Source organism: Novosphingobium mangrovi, assembly GCF_022818885.1.
In the GTDB taxonomy this organism is placed as follows: domain Bacteria; phylum Pseudomonadota; class Alphaproteobacteria; order Sphingomonadales; family Sphingomonadaceae; genus Novosphingobium; species Novosphingobium mangrovi.
On sequence record NZ_JALHAT010000028.1, the window covers coordinates 1 to 22,646 of the forward strand.

The 22,646-nt window shown below is 65.7% G+C and carries 22 protein-coding genes; 11 read left to right on the top strand and 11 right to left on the bottom strand.

Annotation, left to right across the window (positions count from 1 at the left end; genetic code table 11):
* The 5 genes from MTR65_RS14190 to MTR65_RS14210 all read left to right on the top strand — a co-directional run.
* Window positions 1–439: HlyD family secretion protein (locus MTR65_RS14190; protein WP_243801306.1), on the top strand; the 439-nt coding region annotated here is incomplete at its 5' end.
* On the top strand, window positions 436–2,277 hold the full coding sequence (locus MTR65_RS14195) for an ATP-binding cassette domain-containing protein (RefSeq protein WP_243801308.1): 1,842 nt from the start codon (window positions 436–438) through the stop codon (window positions 2,275–2,277). The genes MTR65_RS14190 and MTR65_RS14195, both read left to right, overlap by 4 nt.
* A complete protein-coding gene (locus tag MTR65_RS14200; RefSeq protein WP_243801310.1) occupies window positions 2,274–3,410 on the top strand; it encodes an ABC transporter permease in 1,137 nt (378 codons plus the stop codon). Before MTR65_RS14195 ends, MTR65_RS14200 begins: the two co-directional genes overlap by 4 nt.
* A 10-nt stretch (window positions 3,411–3,420) precedes the next feature.
* Window positions 3,421–4,533 carry an ABC transporter permease gene (locus MTR65_RS14205; RefSeq protein WP_243801313.1) on the top strand — a complete coding sequence of 371 codons (1,113 nt, stop codon included), beginning with the start codon at window positions 3,421–3,423 and terminating at the stop codon, window positions 4,531–4,533.
* Between the two features lie 23 nt (window positions 4,534–4,556).
* The gene (locus tag MTR65_RS14210) at window positions 4,557–6,074 is read left to right on the top strand and encodes an efflux transporter outer membrane subunit (RefSeq protein ID WP_243801315.1); all 1,518 of its coding nucleotides are present in this window, start codon (window positions 4,557–4,559) and stop codon (window positions 6,072–6,074) included.
* On the opposite strand, the gene MTR65_RS14215 is transcribed toward MTR65_RS14210, so the two are convergent.
* From MTR65_RS14215 to exbB, 7 genes are all read right to left on the bottom strand, one after another.
* Window positions 6,071–6,391 carry a PepSY domain-containing protein gene (locus tag MTR65_RS14215; protein ID WP_243801317.1) on the bottom strand — a complete coding sequence of 107 codons (321 nt, stop codon included), beginning with the start codon at window positions 6,389–6,391 and terminating at the stop codon, window positions 6,071–6,073. The genes MTR65_RS14210 and MTR65_RS14215 overlap by 4 nt on opposite strands.
* Complete coding sequence (locus tag MTR65_RS14220) at window positions 6,388–6,972, bottom strand: ferric reductase-like transmembrane domain-containing protein (RefSeq protein ID WP_243801319.1); 585 nt, start codon at window positions 6,970–6,972, stop codon at window positions 6,388–6,390. The genes MTR65_RS14215 and MTR65_RS14220 overlap by 4 nt, the downstream gene beginning before the upstream one ends.
* A gap of 5 nt (window positions 6,973–6,977) precedes the next feature.
* On the bottom strand, window positions 6,978–7,661 hold the full coding sequence (locus MTR65_RS14225) for a Fe2+-dependent dioxygenase (RefSeq protein ID WP_243801322.1): 684 nt from the start codon (window positions 7,659–7,661) through the stop codon (window positions 6,978–6,980).
* Between the two features lie 76 nt (window positions 7,662–7,737).
* A complete protein-coding gene (locus MTR65_RS14230) occupies window positions 7,738–10,089 on the bottom strand; it encodes a TonB-dependent receptor (RefSeq protein ID WP_243801324.1) in 2,352 nt (783 codons plus the stop codon).
* A gap of 53 nt (window positions 10,090–10,142) precedes the next feature.
* The gene (locus tag MTR65_RS14235; protein ID WP_243801327.1) at window positions 10,143–10,928 is read right to left on the bottom strand and encodes a TonB family protein; all 786 of its coding nucleotides are present in this window, start codon (window positions 10,926–10,928) and stop codon (window positions 10,143–10,145) included.
* 2 nt (window positions 10,929–10,930) lie between these two features.
* Entirely contained in the window at window positions 10,931–11,356 is a 426-nt protein-coding gene (gene exbD / locus MTR65_RS14240; RefSeq protein ID WP_243801329.1) for a TonB system transport protein ExbD, read from the bottom strand.
* 6 nt (window positions 11,357–11,362) lie between these two features.
* Entirely contained in the window at window positions 11,363–12,097 is a 735-nt protein-coding gene (gene exbB / locus MTR65_RS14245) for a tonB-system energizer ExbB (RefSeq protein ID WP_226638524.1), read from the bottom strand.
* A 466-nt stretch (window positions 12,098–12,563) separates the two neighbouring features.
* Here exbB and MTR65_RS14250 point away from each other — a divergent pair, with 466 nt between their 5' ends.
* From MTR65_RS14250 to MTR65_RS14260, 3 genes are all read left to right on the top strand, one after another.
* Window positions 12,564–12,815, top strand: a complete 252-nt coding sequence (locus tag MTR65_RS14250; RefSeq protein WP_327194342.1) for an FtsB family cell division protein — start codon at window positions 12,564–12,566, stop codon at window positions 12,813–12,815.
* Between the two features lie 182 nt (window positions 12,816–12,997).
* Window positions 12,998–14,086: a pyruvate dehydrogenase (acetyl-transferring) E1 component subunit alpha gene (gene pdhA / locus MTR65_RS14255; RefSeq protein WP_226638457.1), complete on the top strand. Its 1,089-nt coding sequence runs from the start codon at window positions 12,998–13,000 to the stop codon at window positions 14,084–14,086.
* Window positions 14,086–15,471 (top strand): pyruvate dehydrogenase complex E1 component subunit beta, encoded by a 1,386-nt coding sequence (locus MTR65_RS14260; protein WP_243801331.1) that lies wholly within the window; start codon window positions 14,086–14,088, stop codon window positions 15,469–15,471. The genes pdhA and MTR65_RS14260 overlap by 1 nt, the downstream gene beginning before the upstream one ends.
* Window positions 15,472–15,555: 84 nt before the next feature.
* On the opposite strand, the gene MTR65_RS14265 is transcribed toward MTR65_RS14260, so the two are convergent.
* The 3 genes from MTR65_RS14265 to MTR65_RS14275 are packed head-to-tail and all read right to left on the bottom strand — an operon-like array spanning window position 15,556 to window position 18,727.
* Window positions 15,556–16,245, bottom strand: a complete 690-nt coding sequence (locus tag MTR65_RS14265; RefSeq protein ID WP_243801334.1) for a TadE/TadG family type IV pilus assembly protein — start codon at window positions 16,243–16,245, stop codon at window positions 15,556–15,558.
* Window positions 16,242–16,838: a TadE/TadG family type IV pilus assembly protein gene (locus tag MTR65_RS14270; protein WP_243801336.1), complete on the bottom strand. Its 597-nt coding sequence runs from the start codon at window positions 16,836–16,838 to the stop codon at window positions 16,242–16,244. Before MTR65_RS14270 ends, MTR65_RS14265 begins: the two co-directional genes overlap by 4 nt.
* Complete coding sequence (locus MTR65_RS14275; RefSeq protein ID WP_243801338.1) at window positions 16,835–18,727, bottom strand: Tad domain-containing protein; 1,893 nt, start codon at window positions 18,725–18,727, stop codon at window positions 16,835–16,837. Before MTR65_RS14275 ends, MTR65_RS14270 begins: the two co-directional genes overlap by 4 nt.
* A 276-nt stretch (window positions 18,728–19,003) precedes the next feature.
* On the opposite strand from MTR65_RS14275, the gene MTR65_RS14280 reads away from it, so the two are divergent.
* Entirely contained in the window at window positions 19,004–19,717 is a 714-nt protein-coding gene (locus MTR65_RS14280; RefSeq protein ID WP_243801341.1) for a squalene/phytoene synthase family protein, read from the top strand.
* 74 nt (window positions 19,718–19,791) lie between these two features.
* A complete protein-coding gene (locus MTR65_RS14285; protein ID WP_226638462.1) occupies window positions 19,792–20,277 on the top strand; it encodes an EF-hand domain-containing protein in 486 nt (161 codons plus the stop codon).
* Between the two features lie 63 nt (window positions 20,278–20,340).
* On the opposite strand, the gene trmFO is transcribed toward MTR65_RS14285, so the two are convergent.
* The gene (gene trmFO, locus MTR65_RS14290) at window positions 20,341–21,705 is read right to left on the bottom strand and encodes a methylenetetrahydrofolate--tRNA-(uracil(54)-C(5))-methyltransferase (FADH(2)-oxidizing) TrmFO (protein WP_243801343.1); all 1,365 of its coding nucleotides are present in this window, start codon (window positions 21,703–21,705) and stop codon (window positions 20,341–20,343) included.
* A gap of 172 nt (window positions 21,706–21,877) precedes the next feature.
* Between trmFO and MTR65_RS14295 the strand changes: the two genes are divergently transcribed.
* Entirely contained in the window at window positions 21,878–22,564 is a 687-nt protein-coding gene (locus tag MTR65_RS14295; RefSeq protein ID WP_243801345.1) for a hypothetical protein, read from the top strand.
* Window positions 22,565–22,646 lie beyond the last annotated feature (82 nt).

The following is a 22,646-nucleotide window of genomic DNA, read 5'->3' on the forward strand; positions in this document are numbered from 1 at the left end:
GCAGGTTCAGGCCGCCGAAGCGCAGGCCGCGTTGCTGCGCCACCGCGTCGAGATGGGCGTGCTGCGCGCGCCCCATCGCGGCGTTGTGCGCGCGCGGCTGCTTGAGGAGGGAGACATGGCTTCGCCCCAGCGGCCAGTGCTGGATCTGGCGCTTCTCTCGCCCAAGTGGATACGCGTCTACGTCGGTGAGGCGGACCTGGGGCGAGTCCATCCCGGCATGGCGGCGCAGGTGACCAGCGACAGCGCGCCCGACGCGCCGGTGAAGGGGCAGGTCGGCTACATTTCCTCGGTCGCCGAGTTCACGCCCAAGTCGGTCGAGACCGAAGACCTTCGCACGGCGCTGGTCTACGAGGTGCGTGTGATCGTCTCCGACACCCGTGAGGCTCTGCGCCTGGGCCAGCCGGTGACGGTGCTTCTGGACACCGGTGGACACGAATGAGTCCAACGCTAGACAGCCATGGGGCCGGAGAGGTCAAGCGTGCGCCGCCGATCATCGTCGCGCGCGATCTGGTCAAGCGTTTCGAGGGCCCGGACGGCGCGCCCTTCGAGGCCCTTAAGGGGGTGTCCTTCGAGGTCGCAGCGGGGCGGTTGACTGCGCTCGTCGGTCCCGATGGTGCGGGCAAGACTACGCTGATGCGCATGATCACAGGGCTGCTGCGCGCCGATGGAGGCGCACTGCATGTGCTGGGGCACGACGCGGCGCAGGACGCACAGGAGATTCAGAGCCGCATCAGCTACATGCCCCAGCGTTTCGGGCTCTATGAAGATCTCAGTATCCAGGAGAACCTTGATCTCTACGCCGATCTTCACGGCGTGCCCGCGAACCTGCGGCGCGAGCGCTTCGCCCGGCTGCTGGAGATGACCGACCTGGCGCGCTTTACCGCGCGCCCGGCAGGAAATCTCTCAGGCGGCATGAAACAGAAGCTGGGTCTCGCCTGTACGCTGGTGCGCGTGCCTGACCTCTTGCTGCTTGATGAGCCGAGCGTGGGGGTCGATCCTCTCTCGCGCCGCGATCTCTGGGAGATCATCGAGCAGATGATTGCCGAAGAGGGCCTCAGCGTCCTCGTCAGCACGGCCTACATGGACGAGGCGGCGCGCTGCGAACGGGTCCATGTCTTCAACAAGGGCGAACAGCTGGCCGAAGGAACGCCCGGTGAACTGCGCGCGCAGGTTGCCGGGCTCACCTACGTTGCCGCGCCGCGCGAAGGCGAACCCGCCCGCGATTTGCAGGCGCGCCTGATCGACGCGCCGGACCGGATCGTCGATGCCGTGCCGAGCGGGGGCGAGGTCCATTTCATCCGCCGACCCGAATGCGCAGCCGACAGTCTGGGCGATCTCCTGGCTGGCTGCGAAGCGCGCGCGCGCGAGGAGGAACTGGAAGACGCCTTCATGCTTCTGCTGCGCGCGCACGAGGAGGAAGTGAAGCCGACAGCGCCCGAACAGGGCGGGCCGGATCAGGGCGGGGAAGCGGCCCTGTCCAGCGCCGGACTGGAGCGGGAGCAGGACAGCGCGCCGATCATCGTCGTGCGCGACCTGGTGCGCCGCTTCGGCGACTTTACCGCGGTCGCCAGCACCAGTTTCGATGTTCGGCCGGGCGAGATATTCGGTCTCCTGGGGCCCAATGGCGCGGGCAAGACAACCACTTTCCGCATGCTTTGCGGGCTGCTTCCGGCGAGTAGCGGCCACCTCGAGGTGGCGGGGGTGAACCTGCGCCAGGCGCGCGCGACGGCGCGGCGGCGCATCGGGTACGTGGCGCAGAAGTTCTCGCTCTATGCGAACCTCTCGGTGCGCGAGAACCTGGAGTTTTTCGGCGGTGCCTACGGCCTGCGTGGCCGGACCCTGCGCGCGCGGCTGCGCGCCATCGAGGCCCGCTTCGATCTCGACCCGCAGGCGCAGAGCGGCAATCTTCCGCACGGCTACAAACAGCGCCTTGCGATGGCGGCAGGGCTCTTGCACGAGCCACGGATCCTGTTCCTTGATGAACCTACCAGCGGCATCGACCCACTGGCCCGGCGCGCGTTCTGGCGCACGATCACCCAGCTTTCGCAGGAGGGCGTGACGATCATCGTGACGACGCACTTCATGGAAGAGGCCGAGTACTGCGACCGCATCGCCATCCAGGACGCGGGCCGTCTGCTTGCGCTGGGGACTCCGCGCGCGGTGCGCGAAGAGGCAGGCCCGCGCGGCCAGGACATGAACAGCGCTTTCATCGCCATCGTCGAGAACGCGCGGGCACACGAACGGACGAGGGCAGCCGCGCCGGAGAGCGTGGCATGAGCGCGACAGGATCGGGCTTTGTCCAGCGCCTGACCGCGCTGGTGCGCAAGGAAATGCGCCAGATGGTGCGCGACCGCTCGAACCTCCTCGTGGGGTTCCTGCTCCCGCTCGCGCTGATCCTGCTGTTCGGCTACGGCCTCTCCTTCGATGTGCGCAACGCGCCTGTTGCGGTCGTCATCGACACCCCGTCTGTCGCCGCACGCGAAGTGGTCTCGGGACTGGAGGGCTCACGCTACCTCGCCCCGCGCCGGGTCACGACCATGGCCGAGGCTGAGCACCTCCTCGGCGATGGCCGCGTGGATGCCATCGTTCATCTGCCGGTCGACTTCGCGCGCCGGTATGCGGCGGGCCGCGCTCGCGTGCAGATCGTGCTCAATGGTATCGATTCCGTGACGGCCAGCACGCTGGAAGCGTATCTTTCAGGATCCATCTCCAAGACACTGGAGCACCGTGTCGATCGCGGGGAGGGGGGGCTGTCTGGCGCCGGACAGGTGGAGATCGTGCAGCGCGTCTGGTTCAACGAGACTTCGAACAGCACCTGGTACCTGGTGCCCGGGCTCGTTGTTCTCATCATGACGCTGGTAGGCGCGTTCCTGACCTCGCTGCTGGTGGCGCGCGAGTGGGAGCGCGGCACGCTGGAATCGCTGTTCGTGACCCCGGTGCGGCCCCTCGAAATCGTGCTCGCCAAGCTCGCGCCCTACATTCTTGTCGGACTTGTCGACCTTGCCATGTGCCTGGTGGCCGCGCGCGTCCTTTTCGACGTGCCGATCCGCGGCTCGCTGCTGGCGGTCCTCGTCTCCTCGACGATGTACCTCATCGTCTCGCTGCTCCTGGGGCTCTGGATTTCGGGGGCGACCCGCAACCAGTTTGCGGCGAGCCAGGTGGCGCTCCTCACCAGCTTCATGCCCGCGATGATGCTGTCAGGCTTCGTGTTCGACTTGCGCAACGTGCCGCTTGGTGTCGAGATCGCCGCCCAGATCGTGCCCGCCACCCACTTCATGACGCTTATCAAGACGCTGTTCCTGGCTGGGACTGACTGGGCGATGGTCGCGCGCAGCTGCGCAATCCTCGGGGGCTATGCGCTTCTTCTCACTTTCCTGACGCGGCGCACCGTGCGCAAGCGGCTCGACTGAAGGCGCGCCGATGGAAGCCCTGAGCGCCCTGATCTTCCCGATCCTCACGCTGATCCGCAAGGAACTGCTGGCGATCTTCAAGGACCCGGCCAACCGCATTGTCCTGTTCGCGCCCGCTTTCGTGCAGACCTTGCTGTTCGGCTACGCGGCCTCGTTCGATCTTACCAATGTGCCTTACGCCGTGCTCGACCAGAGCCACAGCGCAGCCTCCAGCGAACTTCTCGCCCGCCTCGACGGGACGGGTGTGTTCCGGCGCGAGGCCACGCTCGCCAACGCCAACCAGATCGCGCAGGTGATCGACGAGCAGCGCGCGCTGATGGTCATTGCTATACCGGCGGACTTTGCCGAGAGCCTCGCCGCCGGACGCCGCGCACCGGTGCAACTGATCCTGGATGGGCGCAATTCGACAACGGCGGGTTCGGCCTCGGGCTATGTGGCTTCGGTGGTGGCCGCATTTAACGCGGCGCGCGGGGGCGGGCCGGGGCTGGAACTGGTGCGGCGGGCCTGGTTCAACCCCAACCTGGAATCGCGCTGGCAGATCGTGCCCGCCATGGTGGCGACGCTCAGCATGCTCCAGACACTGCTCCTCGCCGCGCTCTCGGTCGCGCGTGAGCGCGAGCAGGGGACCTTCGACCAGCTTCTCGTCACCCCGCTCACCCCTTTGCAGATACTTGTCGGCAAGTCGGTGCCCTCGATCGTGGTCGGTATGCTGCAATCCACGATTGTGCTGCTGATCTCGCTGTTCTGGTTCGACATCCCGATGAGCGGATCGGTCTGGCTGCTCTACCTTGGCCTGCTGGGCTTTACCGGGGCCTCGGTCGGGATCGGCATGTCGCTGTCTTCGGTCGCGCTCAACATGCAGCAGGCGATGCTCTATACCTTCCTCATCATCATGCCGCTGACGCTGCTTTCGGGTCTCATCACGCCTGTGCGCAACATGCCCGAGGTGCTTCAGGTCGCGACCTACGCCAACCCCTTGCGCTTCGGTGTCGACCTTGTGCGCCGGGTCTACCTGGAGGGCGCAGGGATCACCGACATCTACCATGACTTCATCCCCATGTTCGTGATCGCGGCGCTGACACTGCCGCTTGCGGCATGGCTCTTTCGCCACCGTCTGGCCTGAACCTCGAACCTGCGAGACGCTGCATGACCGACCTTTCTTCGCTTGCACGAACGACGGCTTCGCCCCTGCTCTTCGCACTTGCGCTGGGGGCCTGCACCGTGGGCCCGGACTATGCGGCCCCATCGCTGGAAGCCCCGACAGATTGGCACAGTTGGCGCTCGGGCAATGCCGCGCTGCACGATGTGGCGACGGACGGTGAGGCGCTGCCCGCCGACTGGTGGACGCTCTGGGGCGACCCGGTGCTGAACGATCTGGAGGCGCGCGCCCTGGCGGCGAACCCGGACATTGCGAGCGCTGCGCTTCACTTTGCTGCGGCGCGGGTACAGCGCGGCGGTGCGGAGGCGGCGGGCCTGCCCCAGGTCAACCTTTCAGGTTCGGTCACACGCCAGCGGCTGAGTGAGAACGGCGCCTCGACCCGCCTGTTCGACGTGATTGGCAGTGAGGCCGAGCGCGACCAGATGGCGCGCTTTCTCGCCAATCCCTTTACCCTCTTTCAGGGCGGTTTTGACGCGGGGTGGGAGCCGGACCTCTGGGGCAAGGTACGTCGTTCGCTGGAGGTGGCGGATGCCCGCGTGGAAGGCCAGGCGGCAACGCTGGAGCAGACGCGCCTTGCGGTGGCGAGCGAGGTTGCGCGCAGTTATGTCGAACTGCGCAGCGTGCAGCGCCAACTGGCTCTGGCGCAAGAGGACCGGGACATCCTGACAGAGCGCGAGGAGATCGTGGGCGCGCGGGTCCAAGCCGGGCTCGACGGGCACACGGTGCTCGAAGGCGAGACGATGGCGCGCGCAGGTGCGCAGGCCACTCTTGCCCCGCTGCGCGCGCAGGAGGCTGCACTCATCAACGCGCTGGCGGTCCTGACGGAAGAACGCCCGGGGGGATTGCAGGATCTTCTCGACCCGCCTGCTGCTACGGGGGCGCCGATTGATCCGGATCTGGGGCTAGGGCTTCCGTCCGAGGTGGCGCTGGGGCGGCCTGATGTTCGCGCGGCAGCCGCGCAGCTCCATGCAGCCACGGCCGAGATCGGGGTTGCCGTGGCCGACCTCTATCCCAGCATTCGCCTCGGGGGAGGCTTCAATCTGGAGTCCTATCGCAGCGAAAGCCTCTTCGACTGGGGCAGTCGCACCTGGTCGGTGGGGCCCAGCCTCAACCTGCCGCTCTTCGATGGCGGGCGCCGCCGCAGTGTTGTCGCGCTGCGCCGGATCGAGCAGCGCGAGGCGGCGGTGCGCTTCCAGCAGACGGTGCTGAGCGCCTGGCAGGAAATCGATGACGCGCTCAATGGCTATGGCGCCGAGCGGAGCCGCCGCGATGAACTGGCGGCGCGGCTTGCCGGGGCCGAGCGGCGGCGTGATCTAGTGCAGGCGAACTATGCGGCGGGCAACGTCAGCTACCTGCCGCTGCTCGATGCACGCCGCGCGGTTCTGGGCGCGCAGCGCGAGCTTGTCCAAAGCGAGGGCGATCTGCGCACCCGCTTCATCGCGGTGAACAAGGCGGTGGGCAACGTGCCACCAGGCGATCCAGCCGGAGGAGAGGCCGCCCCTTAGAAACCCTTCTTGCGGTAGATCTCGGTGCCGCGGCGATAGACGACGAGCTTGTCGAGCGTCACCGGGTGGTAGAACGCCTCGAGGACCTGGCCCGCGTTGTTGCGGGCGTAGACTTCGTAGCAATCGCCCTCGACCTGCATCTTGAGGAGCGTCCAGCCTTCCTGCCAGACCTTCTTCTTGAGCTTCTCGATCGGCTTCCAGTTGACCTCGGGGCCAGCCTTGCAGGTGACGTCGCCATCGGCGAGGGCAGGCGCGGAAAGGCCAAGGGCCGAGAGGGCAAGGCCCGCGCAGGCGAGCGAATTGAACAGGCGGGTCATGCGGTGAAGGCTCCCTTGCGGATACGATGGCGTTTCCACGCGCGGGCGGCCCAGACGAGGACGAGCGGTGCGACGTGGACGAGGGCGGGGGTGGAACTCCAGCCCAGCAGCAACCAGTGTGCAAGGGCAAGGAGAAGGGCAGGGTAGACGAGGCGTTGCAGCGTCTTCCAGCGGCGGCCGAGCCTGCGAACGGCCGTGTTGAAACTGATCGAGGCGGGTATCAGCAGGCAGGCGAGCGCCAGCCATCCCGTCCAGATGCCGGGGAGGCCAAGTTCGGAGACGATGCCCTCGGGCGTCATGTCGATGACGTAGAAGGCAAGGTGCAGCAGGCCGTAGCCGAAGGCTGCAACCCCCAGGTTACGGCGGATCAGCAGCCATCCCTTGAGGAAGCGGTTGGTCCCCACCAGTTCGACAAGCGGGCCGGGCAGCATCGCCAGGACCATCAGGCGCATGGCAAGCTCCCCGCTGGGCGACAGCAGTCCCATCGGCCAGGCCGCGTTCGCGAGCAGGTCCCAGACCATGAGCAGGCCGGGAATGGCCAGCGCCAGGCTGACGAGGAGCGAGAGGCGCGCGCGCTTCATTGCTCTCAGACCTGCGCCCAGCGGCGCACGAGGTTGTGGTAGACGTGGATCAGCCGGTCGACGTCGGGATCATCGACGGCCCGGTCGCTCGAAAGTGCCTGGATCGACTGGTCGAGATCGTAGAGCAGCGCACGCTCGGCCGCGTCGGCTACCGCGCTCTGCAGCCACAGGATCGCGCAGAGGCGCTGGCCCGAAGTGACGGGCGTGACCTGGTGCAGGCTGCTGGAAGGGTACAGAACCATGTCACCCGCCGCGAGCTTCACGCCCTGCGCGCCATACTCCTGCTCGATGACCAGCTCGCCGCCTTCATAGCTGTCGGGATCGGAGAGGAAGATTGTGGCGGAGAGGTCACTGCGCAGCGTCAGGCCGCGCGCATTGTCGCGCATCAGCGCGGAATCGACATGCGTGCCGTAGTGCCCGCCGTCCTGGTAGGCATTGAATACCGGGGGCCAGATCTTCTCGGCAAGCGAGGCCGAGACGAAGCGCGGGGTTTCGCCGAGGCGCCGCAGGAGGATGTTGGAAAGCTCGCGCCCCACCGGGCACTCGCGGTCGACCTGGAGGTTCTGCTTGACCGCGATCGAGCGGGTGCCCGCGGTCTGGTTTCCGTCGATCCAGCGCGCGTCGTTGAGGCGCGCGCGCAGATCCGCGACCTCGTCGGGACCGAGCAGGTTCTCGATGACAATCAGCATGCGTTACGGTGTCCGGGCAAGAAAGGATATCAAGCGCGGCGGATGTGCCCGAGCACGCCCGCCGCGCCATGGCCTATCAGAAGCGGCCGGTCAGGGTAATCGTTCCGCGGCGTTCGTCCCCCTTGTAGAGGAAGGCACCCGAGCGGTACGCAGCGGTGTAGAAGTCCTCGTCGCCGATGTTCTGGACGTTGATGCGCGCGGAGAAGTTCGTGTTGAACTTGTACTCGGCGAAGGCGTCGAACACGGTCGAGGAGGGCACGCGGAAGGTGTAGCGGCCGATCTGCGCGTTGTAGCTTGCCGCCGCGTCGGGCTGGCCTGCGTACATCGCGCTCTTGTAGGTGCCGGTGACACCGAAGGCGAAGGCGTCGGTCGCCTGATAGCGGACCTGACCCGTCACCTGGTTGTCGGCGAAGTTCGCCAGCGTCAGGCCGATGTTGGCATCGCTGTAGCTGTCGAGCACCTTGGCATCCATGATCGAGCCGCCGATCTGTGCCGAGAGGCGGTCGGTGATGTTGCCGACAAGGCCGATCTCGATGCCCTTCACGCGGGTCTTGCCGGTGTTGAGCGAACCGCTCGGGGTGTAGTCGCTACCCCGGCCGGCGGTTTCGTAGACATCGTCCTTGGTGGTCTGGAAGGCCGCCACGGTGAGCAGCAGGCGGTCATCGAACAGGTCCCACTTGGCGCCGACTTCGAAGGACTCCGAGCTCTCGGGCTTGCCGGCCGAAAGCGGGACGTTCTGATCGACGCACAGGCCGCCGTAACCGCAATTGGAACCAAGGTCCGATTCGCCGCCGTTGACGTTCGAGCCGGTCGACCAGGTGAAGTAGAGCATGAGCTCTTCCATCGGCTTCAGGCTCACCCCGGCATGGCCGTTCCACAAGGTGTCGTTGATGTAGTAGTCCGTGCGCGCGTCGCTGCTCGCGCTGTAGGTGGAGAGTGCAAAGTCGATGGCATCGGCGCGCACGCCGCCGTTGAGCGAAAGCCAGGGCGTCACATCCACGGTGTCCATCGCGTAGAAGGACAAGGTGCGCATGTGCCACAAGGAGTCCCAGCTGCCCTTCGTGATGTCGCGCTGCAGGAGGCTGCGGATCGCGCCGTCCTCGATGATCTGCTCGCCGTTGGCATCGGTGATGCAGTAGGCCGGACGCACGCCGCCCCAACCTGCGACTTCGCAGTTGGTCGCCCCTTGCGTGGTGGTGGCGTAGGTGCCGTTGCGGACCTTGTGGTCGGAATATTCGCTGCCCACGATCAGGTTGTGCGCAAGACCCGCTGTCTCGAAGCGGCCGATCACGTTGAGCTGGTTCACGAAGTAGCTCACGTCCTGCCAGCCCTGATGGGTGCTGAGCGAGATCGAGCCGCCGGTGCTGTCCCCGCGCGCGCCGGTTGCGACATAGCCATTGTGGCTCTCGCCATAGCGGGTCGAGTTGACGATCTCGAAGCCGTCCATCGGCGTGATGAAGATGCGCCCTGTAACGGTGTCGACGTCGGACTTGAGGAAGTCCTCGTCCTGCGCATAGCTGGGCAGGTCATCGAAGGTTTCGCCGTAGCCGTTCTCGTCGCTGGCCGCGACGTAGACGCCGAGGTCCGGGCGGTCCTTGGCGGTGAGATGGTAGTAGTCGAGCTGGACGCGCACGTCCTCGCTTACCCGCACGAGGCCCGAGACGGCGGCGCCCCAGCGCTCGCGGTAGGCGGGATCGCGGTCGGGCACGTCCTGGTTGGCGTAGAGCAGGTTGGCGCGGATGGCGACGTTCTCACCCAACGCCCAGTTGGTGTCGAGCGTGCCGCGCCAGAAGCTGTCGGTACCCACGCCCAGGTCCACCTTGTGGAACGAGTAGTCCGTGCTCGCGGACTTGGTGATCGCATTGACCGCGCCGCCCGAGGCGCCGCGCCCGGCGAAGGTCGAGCTGGGCCCCTTGGTGATCTCGACCTGGTCGACCGCGAAGCTCTCGCGCGTGGTCATGCCGGGATCGCGCAGGCCATCGACGAAGACGTCGCTGCGCGCTTCCTCGCCGCGGATGATGTAGCGGTCACCGAAAGCGTTGCCGTTCTCGCCGGTGCCGATGGTGACGCCCGGCTGCAGGCGCAGCACTTCCTTCAGGTCGGTCGTGCCCGCTTCCTCCATCTGTGTCTCGGTGACGACGGTGATGGTGGCGGGCGTTTCGGCAAGCGGCTTCACACGCCGCGGGTCGGCCGAGACGCGCGCCTTGTAGGGCGCGCCCTGCGAGGTGTACGGATTGACGTCGGCCGCACGATCCTCGATCTGCAGCGTTTCGAGCTGGATCTCTTCCTCGTCCTCGACCTCCTGCGCGATGGCCGGCACGGCGAACGTGGCGGCGGTCACGCCCAGCAGGGCGGCCGTGCCCGAACGGCGCAGGCCCGAGCCACGCAGGCTGGTTGGACGCAGGATTCCCCCGGAGTTCTTTTTCACGAAACTTCCCTCATTACGAATGTGATTGGTTCTGGCTTGTGGCGGCGCGCCGTTCAGTCGGTGCGCAGCGAGTAATCAATCGGGAGCGCCAGCGTGACGCTGTCGCGCTCCATGGAAGACGGCATGCGCGGCAGCGGGGCCACGCGGCGCAAGAGGTCGAGCGTGGCCCCATCCAGCAGATCGTGCCCGCTCGAGGTCTTGATCGAGACGGCGCTGACCGATCCGTCGCGCGCGACAGTGAAGCGCACCGTCACGGTGCCTTGCTGGCGAGCCTTCTTGGCTTCCTTGGGATAGCTCTTCTTGCGTTGCAGGTGCGCGGCGATCATCGCGAAGTAGTCCGCCTGGGCCTTGCGCGCCTTGGCGCTGGTGCCCGGGCCATCGCCCTTCGTGCCGCTGCCCGAGCTACGGCTTGCCGGAGCGGGAGCTGGCGGGGCAGGGGCGGGCACCGAGACCGCGCGCTGAGGCGCCGCGAGCGGCGCACTTTGTGCAAGGGCGACCGGCACGGGACGTGGCATCGGGCGCGGTTCGCTCGGCAGTGGATCGGCTGTCTGCAGAGGCGGGAGCGGCTCGGGGCGAACGGGCTGGGCCTGCGTCGGCTGAGGCGGTTGCGGCGTGGTTTCGGGCGTGGCGGCTGCTTCAGCTTCAGCCTGCGAGGCCGCCGGGGCCGAGGCGCCTTCGGGCAGCTCGACGAGGACGACCGGCTCGGGCGGGGGTGGCGCGGCATCGCGGCTCCACAGGAGCACCGCGCCAAGCGCCAGGGCATGTCCGCCAAGCGCAATACCGGCGGCCCCGGCCCAGCGCTGGCGCGCGCCCGGATCAAGGAGGTCGGGGCTGCGCATGGTCAGGCTCCGGCGCCCGTTTCAGCACCCACAAGGGCGACATGGCGATAGCCAGCTGCGCGCAGGACATTCATCGCGTCCATGATCGCTTCGTAGGTGACCCTCTTGTCCGCGCGAAGGAACACGCGCTGCTCCCGATCGCCTGAGGTGGCGCGCGTGATCGCCTCGCCCAGCGCGGAGGCCGAGACCACCGTCTCGCCCACGCGCATCTCGCCGCTCTGGCGCAGTGTCAGGTAGACGGGAGCTTCGGGTTTGGGCGCGGGGGCTGCGGTCGAAGATGGCAGGTCGACCTTGACGTCAACGGTCGCAAGCGGCGCGGCCACCATGAAGATGATGAGCAGGACCAGCATGACGTCGATGAAGGGCGTCACGTTGATGTCGTGGTTGACCGGCAGGTCCTCGCCGCCGTCGGAGATCTGGATCGCCATCGCGCCTCAGCCTTCCTTGGCGAGCGGAATGGCCTGCCCGCGGCTGAGGTCGCGCGAGACGAGGCGCAGGATGGCCGCCGCGCTGTCGGAGACGAGCGCCTTGTGCGCGGCGATCTGGCGCGCGAAGTGGTTGTAGATGACGACGGCCGGGATCGCGGCGACAAGGCCGATGGCGGTCGCCAGCAGGGCCTCGGCGATACCGGGCGCGACAACGGCGAGGTTCGTCGTCTGCTTCTCGGCAATGCCGATGAAGCTGTTCATGATGCCCCAGACCGTCCCGAACAGGCCGACGAAGGGCGCGGTCGCGCCGATCGTGGCAAGCACGTTCACGCCGCGGGTCATGCGCCGGGTCACCAGCGCCTCATGACGCTGGAAGCGGGAGACGACACGCTCCTTGATGCCTTCGGGATCGGAAAGCGCGTCGCTGGAGAGGCGCAGTTCGGCGAGCGCCTCGCGCACCAGCGGCGTAAAGGCAAGGTTGCCGTCGAGCGCGGCGTCGCGCAGCGAGCGCAGCGACACGAGCTGGTCGTGCACCTGCTTCTCGGCGGCGTTGGCCTTGCGCAGTTCCATGAGCTTGGCGACGAAGATCGTCCAGGTCGCGAGCGAGGCGAGACCCAGGCCGATCATGACGACTTTGACGAGCCAGTCGGCCTGCCAGAACATGGCGCCGACCGAGAGATTCTCGGGAAGGGCGACGGCCGCGGCGTGGGCCGGGCTGGTCGCGAGCAGTGCAGCAATCATGGCAGGCACCCCAAGCCTCTTGCCAGTGATCATCGTATGTCCCCCTGATGTTCCGAGCGTTGCCCGGAGATGTCTGCTGTATGTTGTTGCGAACCATTCGCATGGGTTGTGAAGGTTTGCAAGAGTTTTGCAAGAGATTCGCATTAGCGGGCATTGGCGTGTGCTGCGCCTTCGCAGGGAAGTGCCGGAAAGTCTTGGGAAATGCTCGCAGGAAGGGGCGCGCCGCGACGTGGAACCAATCGCGCTTGCCTGCGTTGTGGAAGGCACGTCGCAGGGGCTCGCAACTTATCGACACAATTCGTTCCGGGTATCGGACGGACCGATGTGCGCGCCTCTGTATCGAAATGGGCGAATCGCCTAGAATTAGCGCTTGTCAGGGCGAATCAGTTGTGATTCTATCGAGTTCATGAGGACCATGCGGGGCGATACCACCATCGTGCGAAAGCGACTTGTGCAGGGGCTGCCCGTGGCAGCGCTTCTGCTCATGGGCGCCTTTGCCGTGGCCGGGCCGAGCGGTCTGCTCGCGTGGGGGGAGAACCAGCGCGTGCTCGAACAGCGCCGGACGAGCCTCGCGGACTTGCAGGACAAGCGTGATCGCTTGCGCAACCGGGTGAACCTGCTTGCGCCGGACCACGTCGATCCTGATCTTGCCGGCGAATTGCTGCGCAGCAATCTCAATGTCGCCCGTCCCGATGAAAAGGTTCTCCTGCTTCCCTGAATCGCGCCCTCCCGCGCGTCCCGGAAAACGGCGGCTATGCACTTTTTTGCAAGGCTAGTTGCGCCGAATGGTACAAAAAGTGCTTTGAATCGCCCTCGATTCAGGGTTGGAACGCTTCCCGTATCCAAGCGATCTCCCTATATCGCGTGGACGAAGCCATCCTTACCCCAGGGGGAGCAGCATTGCCCAAAACAAAGACTGACGCCGCGTCCGGCACGACCGATACGCCGGTAACGCCAGCCACCCAAGACGACTTCGATCTCGGCAGCCTCCAGCAGGCCCTCGAAGGCGACAAGCGCTATAAGGCGGACAAGGAAGAGCTGCTCAAGCTCTATGAGCAGATGCTGCTCATCCGGCGTTTCGAAGAGAAGGCGGGCCAGCTCTACGGCCTCGGCCTGATCGGTGGCTTCTGCCACCTCTACATCGGTCAGGAAGCCGTTGCCGTGGGCCTGCAGTCCGCGCTCGACGGCGACAAGGACTCGGTCATCACCGGCTACCGCGACCACGGTCACATGCTGGCCTACGGCATCGACCCCAAGGTCATCATGGCCGAGCTCACCGGACGTGCCGCGGGCATCTCCAAGGGCAAGGGCGGCTCGATGCACATGTTCAGTGTCGAGCACAAGTTCTACGGCGGTCACGGCATCGTTGGCGCGCAGGTGCCGCTGGGTGCGGGCTTGGCCTTCGCGCACAAGTACAACGAGGACGGTGGCGTTGCCATGTCCTACTTCGGCGATGGTGCTGCCAACCAGGGCCAGGTCTACGAGGCCTTCAACATGGCCGCGCTGTGGAAGCTCCCGATCATCTTCGTGATCGAGAACAACCAGTACGCCATGGGCACCGCGGTCAACCGTTCCTCGGCCGAGACCCACTTCTACCGCCGCGGCAGCGCGTTCCGCATTCCGGGCATGCAGGTCGATGGCATGGATGTCCTTGAAGTGCGCAAGGCCGCCGAGATCGCGCTCGAATACGTGCGCGCCGGCAATGGCCCCGTGCTCATGGAGCTGAACACCTACCGCTACCGTGGTCACTCGATGTCCGACCCCGCCAAGTATCGCAGCCGCGAGGAAGTGCAGGGCGTCCGCGACAAGCGTGACCCGATCGAACATGCCAAGGCCGAACTGGTCGAACTGGGCATGTCCGAAGATACGCTCAAGGACCTCGACAAGACCGTGCGCAAGCAGATCTCCGAAGCGGCCGATTTCGCCGAAAGCTCGCCCGAACCCGAAATGTCCGAACTCTATACTGACGTGCTGGTGGAGCGCTACTGATGGCGATTGAACTGAAGATGCCCGCGCTCTCGCCGACGATGGAAGAGGGCAAGCTTGCCAAGTGGCTGGTCAAGGAAGGCGACGAAGTGTCCTCGGGCACGATCCTCGCCGAAATCGAAACCGACAAGGCGACGATGGAATTCGAATCCATCGATGAAGGTACCGTCGGCAAGATCCTCGTCGAGGAAGGCACCGAAGGCGTGAAGGTCGGCACGGTCATCGCCATGCTGGCCGGCGAAGGCGAAGACGCTTCCTCTATTGAAGCGCCCGCCGAGCCCAAGGTCGAAGCGCAGCAGGTCAAGTCGGACGTCATCCAGGATGTCTCGGCCGAAAGCGGCACCGGCAAGCTCGCGACCGAGGAAAAGCCCAAGAAGCGCGATCCCGAAGTGCCCCATGGCACCAACATGAAGACCTCGACCGTGCGTGACGCGCTGCGCGATGCGATGGCCGAGGAAATGCGCCGCGACGAACGCGTCTTCGTGATGGGCGAGGAAGTCGCCGAGTACCAGGGCGCCTACAAGGTGACCCAGGGCCTGCTCGACGAATTCGGCCCCAAGCGCGTGATCGACACCCCGATCACCGAGTACGGCTTTGCCGGTATCGGTACGGGCGCTGCCATGGGCGGCCTGCGTCCTGTCGTCGAGTTCATGACCTTCAACTTCGCCATGCAGGCGATTGACCACATCATCAACTCGGCCGCCAAGACCAACTACATGTCCGGTGGCCAGATGCGCTGCCCGATCGTGTTCCGTGGCCCGAACGGCGCGGCCTCGCGCGTGGGTGCGCAGCACTCGCAGAACTATGGTCCCTGGTACGCCAGCGTTCCCGGCCTCGTGGTCATCGCACCCTACGATGCTTCGGACGCCAAGGGCCTTCTGAAGGCCGCGATCCGCAGCGAGGACCCGGTGGTCTTCCTCGAGAACGAGCTCGTCTACGGTCGCAACTTCGAGCTGCCCGAGCTCGACGACCATGTCCTGCCGATCGGCAAGGCCCGCATCATGCGCGAAGGTTCGGACGTAACCATCGTCTCGTACTCGATCGGCGTGGGTGTGGCTCTGGAAGCCGCCGAGAAGCTGGCTGAGGAAGGCATCGACGCCGAAGTCCTCGACCTGCGCACGCTGCGTCCGCTCGACAAGGAAGCGGTGCTGGAGAGCCTCGCCAAGACCAACCGCATCGTGGTGGCCGAAGAAGGCTTCCCGGTCTGCTCGATCGCTTCGGAAATCGCCTCGATCTGCATGGAAGAAGGCTTCGACGATCTCGACGCACCGGTCACCCGCGTGTGCAACGAAGACGTTCCGCTGCCTTACGCCGCGAACCTCGAGCACGCCGCGTTGATCGACACGGATCGCGTGATCGAAGCGGTCAAGAAGGTCTGCTACCGCTGATCTTGACTGCCGCGGTTCGACCGCGGTGAACAGAATGAGAGAAGGGCCTGCGACCATCTGGTCGCGGGCCCTTTTTCGTGGTGCTCAGGCCGCGGTGTCGCTGAACTTGTCGCAGGAGGAGACCGGCGCGTGGGCCTGGCCTTCGACCTGATAGATCTGCGAGAGGTCTCGGCTCGAACGCACCGTGTAGGAGGCGATGCTCTCGATCCGGCGCGCACCCATCAGGGCTTTGGAAATGAGCGGTTGATAGGTGTAGGCGATTTCCACGAATACGACCGCATCGCCGCTTTGGGCGAGCACCTTGCGGTCTTCCGGCCCGATGCCATTCGGGAGTTCGTCGCCTTCTTCTCCGTAGCTGGACACTATCTGGAGCGTGCCCATGCAACGCTGCCAGTGGATGTACTGTTCCTCGTCCGCATTGACTTCCAGGCTGCTGACGATCACCCGCCCGTTCTCATAGAGATCCATCCCCGATCCGGCCTGGACCTTGGCGCCCAGCAGCAGGTCGTTGATGTCGGCTTCGTAGATCTTGCGGTTCTCCAGTGTCGAAATGTCGCCGATGCGCGAGGCATTGTCCGCGACCTGCACAGCCAGCTGCCCCACGCGCAGCGTCGTCAGCGAGTAGTTGGCCAGTTCGATCCCGGCGAGGCCGGCGCCCAGAAAGAAGGGGAGCACCAGGGCGGTCTCGGTTACTGCGACGCCTGCACGGGCGCCGGGCAGGGCCTTGAGACGGCGTGCGACAGAGGCGATCATCGGGCTGATCTGGCGGATCATGGGCAATTTCCGATGCTGGGCGGGGCGTCGTTGGTCTCGTAGGGCTGGTTGCGCAGCACCGTGCGGGCACGCATCGTGAAGGTGTCGCCCATGCCCAGGAGCGCGGTGACGGGGAACGGGCGCGGATAGGTGACCTCCACCTCGTAGAGCACCGCATCGCGGGCGCTGCCCTGGCCGCGCGTGCCTTGGCTTGCGTCCCAGGCGCCGTTGCCGTTGGCGTCCTCGAACGGTTCGCCCGCGTTGCAGGTCCCATCGCCGTTGACGTCGGTAAAGTCTTCCGGCGCGCCGATGTCCGAGAACGAGGCGTAGGCCGTGCGCTCGAAGGTCAGCTCGGCAGCCGGAGCAATGGCATGCACCGCCTCGCGCACCCGCTCGTCGAGTTGGCTTGTGCGGCCTGCTGCGCCCTCGATGGTCGAATCGCGCGCGGCCTTCTGGATCGAGCCCTCGAGCTGTTCGGCGGTGTAGACGTTGTAGCCCAGGTCAAAGAGGCCGAAGATCGTGAGCAGCATGACAGGTGCGACGAGCGCGAACTCCACCGCTGCAACACCGCGCCGGTCCTGCGCCCAGGCCTGGAAGAGATCGCGCCGCCTCATTGCACGATCCGGAGGTCGCCCATGGCCTTGGCAATGGCATCAAAGGCATCGTTGAGCTGGTCCGCGTTGTCCGCCTGGAACCAGTGGCCTGGCCCCGCACAGGTCTTGAGCATGTCGGTCATCTCGGTTCCAAAGCCGATCACCCAGACGGTGATGTTCTTCTTCTTCACTTCGCTGCAGGCATAGGAGAAGCGTTTCTCCACGGTCTGCGTCAGCGAGTAGGGCGAGGAGGGCGACCAGCGGCGTTCGCTCAGCGGCTCGATCCCGTAGCTGCCATAGCTGAAGTCATTGGGTGCCGTCTCGCCATCGGTCAGGAAGATCAGGTGGCGCGTCGTCGGGCGCTGGTTCACGTCCGCATTCTCGCTGGCGAAGATCCCGGTGGGGGACAGCAGGCGTCCGCCCCAGATCATGCCGACGTCGTGGTAGGTGCTGCCCTCGGGCCTGAGCGAGTCGACATAGCTCGCGACTTCGCTCGCCGTCATTTCGGCCAGCTTGTGCGCGCGGGATGGGCAGGCGGTGACGCCGTAATTGCTGGCCTGCATGTAGTTCTCGTCGGTCATGACCGGCTGCCTGGAGAAGCTTCCTCCGGTTGCCGACCAGGCCCGCTCGAAGGAAATCTCATGAAGGATCGGGCGCCACTGCGTGCCAGGCTGGGTGGCCTCGGGGACGCGGTCGATGTCGAGATCGAGCGCCTTGGTCAGATCGACGTTGTCATAATCGGTGATCTGGTAGGTATCGCGTTCTTCAATACAGCCGCGAAAGCCAGCCGACATGTTCTGGGGCGTGGGCGAGGGACTTCCGTACATGCGCACGCGAAGCGCGCCGCCCTTGTAGAGTGCGCTGCCAGACGAACCTTTCAGCGAACGCACGTCAAGCGCGACGCTGTTGTACTGCCACTTGTAGACTTCCTTGGTCTCGACGCCATCTTCCTGCTTCAACGTGCGGTAGACGTAATCGGTGTAGCGGGTCGGGGTCACGGTGAAGCCGCCATCGGCGGGCGCGCAGGCGAACGTGTCGCCTTTGACGCGCGTGTCCCACACCTCGTAGCCGGTGCCCGAGCCATAGGCGATCATCTGCCAGGTTGCGGTGTCGCCGGGACACTCGGTTTCGAACCAGCTTGCGTCCGAGGTGCGTGTGCCGCTGATCGTCTGGTAGGTGTACTTGTACTTAGGAACGGTTTCGGTCTTGCCAGTGCTCTTGGCGATGCGGCCCTCGTAGCTGGCCGTATCCACCATCCAGTCCGAGCGCAGCAGGTACCCCACGTTGACGTTGGTGGAATAGGGCACGAAGCCATAGCGGATACGTACGCCCGGCGTCTTGCTGCCTTCCAGCTGGGCGTGGAAGTCCTTCACCACGCGGCGCAGGACCGTGATCTTGGGTTCGCTGTCCCCGGCATTGGTGAGGTCCATCGAGCCGGTCGTGTCGAGCACCATCATCACGTCGGTGTTGGAGTAATTGAGCTTCGCCTCGCAACGTACGCGCACGGGAATATGCGTTCTCCCGAAGATGCGCATGATCGTGGTGGGCACCGAGGCACTGGCCAGGCCGGAGATCGAGAAGTCGTTTTCCAGCGCCATCTGGAATGTGCGCTCGCGCGAGCCGTAGGCCCCTTCGCCGAAGTTGCCATTGAAGAAGCGGTTGCCGATCACCGAGACTTCGGTAGGAACCACCCCTGTGGTGACGACCTGCGAGCCCAGCGCCTTGCGCGCGGCAAGTACGCCCGAATCGCAGGCCTGCTGGAGGCGGGTCTCGGAAAGGTAGCTGCGGCCCATGTCGATCCCACCGCCGACGAGCGCGAGCAGCGGCGTCACCGCGGCTGCAAAGATCAGGAAGGTGTTGCCGCTGCGCTCACGCGCAAGCTCTCGAAGGCAGGACAGGGTCTGCCGCATGCTATCACCTTGTCCCGGGGGACGTGTCCTATGGTTCATCGGTTGGTAAATGCCTGCTGGGGTAGCTCTTGCCGAAATACCCCTAAAAACCTTATAAAATGTGGAGTAATCGTAGTTAATGCGAAGCCCGGCGAATTCCCGGACCTGTGAATGTTATCGTTTGCAGTGTGTGCGGGTGAGGAATGGCGGAATTACGCGCCGTTGCGCGGGCCTCCTGCATGGCCGGTGCGTGCGCAACGCTTGCAAGTGTGGCCGCGGAAGTTAAGAGGCGCTGCTGTGTCTGAACAAGAATCCGCCGCCGGACCCGCTCCGCTGAGCCCCGCGCAAATCGAGGACAGCCTGCTCGCCTCGCTTTCCCCGCTGGCCCGTCTTGCGCTGTCCTATGCGCCGCAGCGCGCCCGTCTGCAGACGCTTGCACTCTTTGCGCTCGACGCGCGTCTGGCCAATCTGCTGCGCCACTCGTCCGAACCCATGCTCGCGCAGTTGCGGCTCTCGTGGTGGCGTGAGACCCTGGGGCAGGACGCGTCGGCCTGGCCGCAGGGGGAGCCTCTGCTCGCGGCCTTTCGCAGCTGGTCGGGGGGACACGAGGGCGCAATGGCCCTGGTCGATGGCTGGGAGGCGCTCACGGCACCTTCGCCGCTGACCCATGGCGCGCTGCAATCCATGGCCGATGGCCGCGCACGGGCCTTTGGCGCCTTCGCTCAGGAAGTCGGCTGCGCAGGCGCCGCAGGGCAGGCCGAAGCCATCGGCCGTGCCTGGGGACTGACCGATCTTGCCGTCCGGCTGAGCAAGGAGGAGGAGCGCGCCGCTGTCGAGCGCCTCCTCGCCAACAACGGAGCCACGACGCGTGGACGCGTGCCCCGCGCGCTGCGCCCGCTCAAGGTTCTTGAGGTGCTTTCGGCGCGGCGTCATGCCAAGGGCAGCGAAGAGGCGGCCCGTTCGCCCAGCGCCTTGATGCGCGCCATCGGGGTTGGGCTGCTCGGGCGCTAGTCGCGGTGAACAATCTGTAATTTTACGTAGCGGTGGCGATCCGCCATTCTTCGTGTCCGCGAAGGGGGGTGGAGATGAGCCGCGTCGTGCTGGGAGCTTTCGGGGCCTTGTGTCTCGTTGCCCTTGGCCTGTTCTGGATGCAGGGGCGGGCTCTTGTGGAGAGTGCCGCGCCGCCGCCCGATGTCATTCCCACGCTGGGGAGCGGGGATGACGATGCGCTACCGTCCTATGCGGCGGACGATCTGGAGCTGCTGGTGGGGCCTGCGCCGCCCGAGGCGGATGAGCTTTCACGCGAGCAGCGCCGCTTCGGGCGCTATGACCGCGATAGCGATGGCCGCATCTCGCGCAACGAGATGCTCTCGACCCGGACCTCGGCGTTCCGCAAGCTCGACACCGATGGCAACAACCTGCTCACCTTCGAGGAGTGGGCCGTCACCACGGTCGACAAGTTCGAGTACGCCGATGTCGATGGCAACGACTGGCTGACGCCCGAAGAGTTCGCGCGCACGGCTCCGCCACGTCGCAAGCCCAAGCCGAAACCCAAGTGCGCCTGCGATTGAGGTCGTGCTTCTGTCCAGCGCTGGACGGGAACTGTCGGGCGCTGGACAAGATTTAAGAAGGCGTCAGGCCGCCGGGGTGAGCCCGGCGATCCAGGGGCCGATCTCTTCCTTGGCGCGCGCGGTGTAGGCCTCCTTGCGCTGCTTCTTGGAGACCTCGTGGAGCGGCGGGAAGAGGCCGAAGTTCACGTTCATGGGCTGGAAGCTCTCGGCCTCCGCGTCGCCGGTGATGTGCGAGAGCAGGGCGCCCATGGCGGTGGTCGCGGGCGGCGCATGCCAGGTGCGCCCGGTCAGTTCGGCCGCCGTCATCAGCCCGGCCATGAGGCCTACCGCAGAACTCTCCACATAGCCCTCGCAGCCGGTGATCTGCCCGGCAAAGCGCACGTGCGGCGCGGTCTTGAGGCGCAGCTGGCGGTCAAGCAGGACAGGCGAGTTTAGGAAGGTGTTGCGATGTAACCCGCCCAGGCGCGCGAACTCGGCGTTCTCCAGGCCCGGGATGGTGCGGAACAGGCGCACCTGCTCGGCATGCTTGAGCTTGGTCTGGAAGCCGACCATGTTCCACAGCGTGCCCAACTTGTTGTCCTGGCGCAGCTGGACAACGGCGTAGGGCCAGCGGCCGTTGGGGTGCTCTGGGGTCGCCCAGTGCGGGTTGTCGAGGCCAACCGGCTTCATCGGCCCGAAGCGCAGTGTCTCCACCCCGCGTTCGGCCATGACCTCGATCGGCATGCAGCCGTCGAAGTAGGGGGTGTTGGCTTCCCAGTCCTTGAACACGGTCTTCTCGCCATCGACCAGGCCCTGGTGGAAGGCGATGTACTGCTCCTTGGTCATGGGGCAGTTGATGTAGTCCTTGGTCCCGCCGCCGACCTTGGAGGGCTTGTCCCAGCGCGAGGCCATCCAGCAGATGTCCATGTCGATGCTGTCGCGGTAAACGATGGGCGCGATGGCATCGAAGAAGGCCAGGCTGTCCGCGCCGGTCGCCGCGCCGATGCTGCCAGCCAGCGCCTCGGCGGTGAGCGGGCCAGTCGCGACAATGGTCGTGCCTTCGGTGGGAAGCTGGTCGACGCGCTCGCGCACGATCTCGACGTTGTCCAGCGCGGACAGGCGCTTCTCGACTTCGGCGGAGAACACGTCGCGGTCAACCGCTAGCGCGGAGCCCGCCGGGACCGCAGCGACCTTGGCCGCGCCCATGATCAGCGAATCGCAGGCGCGCATTTCATGGTGGAGAAGACCGACCGCATTCTTCTCGTCATCGTCCGAGCGGAACGAGTTGGAGCACACCAGCTCGGCGAGGCCATCGGTCTGATGCGCGGGCGTGCCTTCGCCCGTGCCACGCATTTCCGAGATGCGGACCTGGAAACCGCGACGAGCCAGCTGCCAGGCGGCCTCGCTGCCAGCCAGGCCGCCGCCGATGATGTGAACCTTCTGTGTCATAGCTGAGGCGCCTAGCCGTTCTGCTCGCTGGCGGGAAGAGGGGGATTGCGGGGCACGAACCCGATTTGGGGGGATGACTTGCCGGACGGGAACGGACAAACAGGGATATTCAGGCGCTTGCATCCAGACACCGATGCGGCGTGGCGCCAATGATGGAGGTTGCAAGACAGATATGCCCCGGCGCGCACTCGTGGAACGACGTCCCTGGCTCCTCACCAGCCTTGCGCTGGCACTGGGCCATGCCTGGTTCCTTGTCTCGCGCACCCCGGTTCCGGGGGTCTATTGGATGGCTCTGGAGGCGCTGCCATTGGGCTTGCTCGCGGTCTATGCGTTGCTGCGCCACAAGGGGCGAGATACCCAGCTTCTCGCCGCCATGCTCGGGTTCGAGGCGCTGGCAGGTGCGCTGACAGGCTTCTATCCAGGCTTTGCGCGGATCGTGCTGATGCTGGGCTGGTTTGCCGGACTTTCGCTCTTCCTCAGCCACCGAAGCGACGATCCTGACATCAACAGGCGGATCGGAACCGCCGGGCTTTTCCTGCTGACGCCGCTCCTGTGCTACTTTGCGGCAAGTCGTGTCGGCGTGCCGGTGCCGCTGTTCTATGGCCTTGCACTGGGCGGGCTGGCGGCCTCGGCCTGGATGAGCACCTTTGCGCAGAGTCGCGTCGGGGTGGGCGGCGTACTCATCGTGGTGGGCGGTGTCCTCCAGATCACGGTGCCCGAATACCTGGCTGGAGAGTCGCCGCAGGCGGTGATTGCCTGGCTCGCGCTCTACTTCGGCAATCTGGTCCTGGCGACCGGTGTCACCGGTGAGCTGCGCCAGCGTGAGGAAATCGCGCGGGTCGATTGGGACGATTTTTAAGGAAGACAAGGAAGTTCCGAGGGCCATCGCCCTCGGGCTCCTCAGAATGTCGAGCGCACCTCTCGCGGCCCGGTTGGCGTGC

Coding starts and splice junctions, on each gene's coding strand:
- MTR65_RS14265 (WP_243801334.1), bottom strand. CDS start 16,245: ATGATCCGCCAGATCAGCCCGATGATCGCCTCTGTCGCACGCCGTCTC.
- MTR65_RS14275 (WP_243801338.1), bottom strand. CDS start 18,727: ATGCGGCAGACCCTGTCCTGCCTTCGAGAGCTTGCGCGTGAGCGCAGC.
- exbD (WP_243801329.1), bottom strand. CDS start 11,356: ATGGCGATCCAGATCTCCGACGGCGGCGAGGACCTGCCGGTCAACCAC.
- MTR65_RS14200 (WP_243801310.1), top strand. CDS start 2,274: ATGAGCGCGACAGGATCGGGCTTTGTCCAGCGCCTGACCGCGCTGGTG.
- MTR65_RS14285 (WP_226638462.1), top strand. CDS start 19,792: ATGAGCCGCGTCGTGCTGGGAGCTTTCGGGGCCTTGTGTCTCGTTGCC.
- MTR65_RS14260 (WP_243801331.1), top strand. CDS start 14,086: ATGGCGATTGAACTGAAGATGCCCGCGCTCTCGCCGACGATGGAAGAG.
- MTR65_RS14195 (WP_243801308.1), top strand. CDS start 436: ATGAGTCCAACGCTAGACAGCCATGGGGCCGGAGAGGTCAAGCGTGCG.
- MTR65_RS14205 (WP_243801313.1), top strand. CDS start 3,421: ATGGAAGCCCTGAGCGCCCTGATCTTCCCGATCCTCACGCTGATCCGC.
- MTR65_RS14295 (WP_243801345.1), top strand. CDS start 21,878: ATGCCCCGGCGCGCACTCGTGGAACGACGTCCCTGGCTCCTCACCAGC.
- trmFO (WP_243801343.1), bottom strand. CDS start 21,705: ATGACACAGAAGGTTCACATCATCGGCGGCGGCCTGGCTGGCAGCGAG.
- MTR65_RS14270 (WP_243801336.1), bottom strand. CDS start 16,838: ATGAGGCGGCGCGATCTCTTCCAGGCCTGGGCGCAGGACCGGCGCGGT.
- exbB (WP_226638524.1), bottom strand. CDS start 12,097: ATGATTGCTGCACTGCTCGCGACCAGCCCGGCCCACGCCGCGGCCGTC.
- MTR65_RS14210 (WP_243801315.1), top strand. CDS start 4,557: ATGACCGACCTTTCTTCGCTTGCACGAACGACGGCTTCGCCCCTGCTC.
- MTR65_RS14215 (WP_243801317.1), bottom strand. CDS start 6,391: ATGACCCGCCTGTTCAATTCGCTCGCCTGCGCGGGCCTTGCCCTCTCG.
- MTR65_RS14220 (WP_243801319.1), bottom strand. CDS start 6,972: ATGAAGCGCGCGCGCCTCTCGCTCCTCGTCAGCCTGGCGCTGGCCATT.
- MTR65_RS14225 (WP_243801322.1), bottom strand. CDS start 7,661: ATGCTGATTGTCATCGAGAACCTGCTCGGTCCCGACGAGGTCGCGGAT.
- MTR65_RS14235 (WP_243801327.1), bottom strand. CDS start 10,928: ATGCGCAGCCCCGACCTCCTTGATCCGGGCGCGCGCCAGCGCTGGGCC.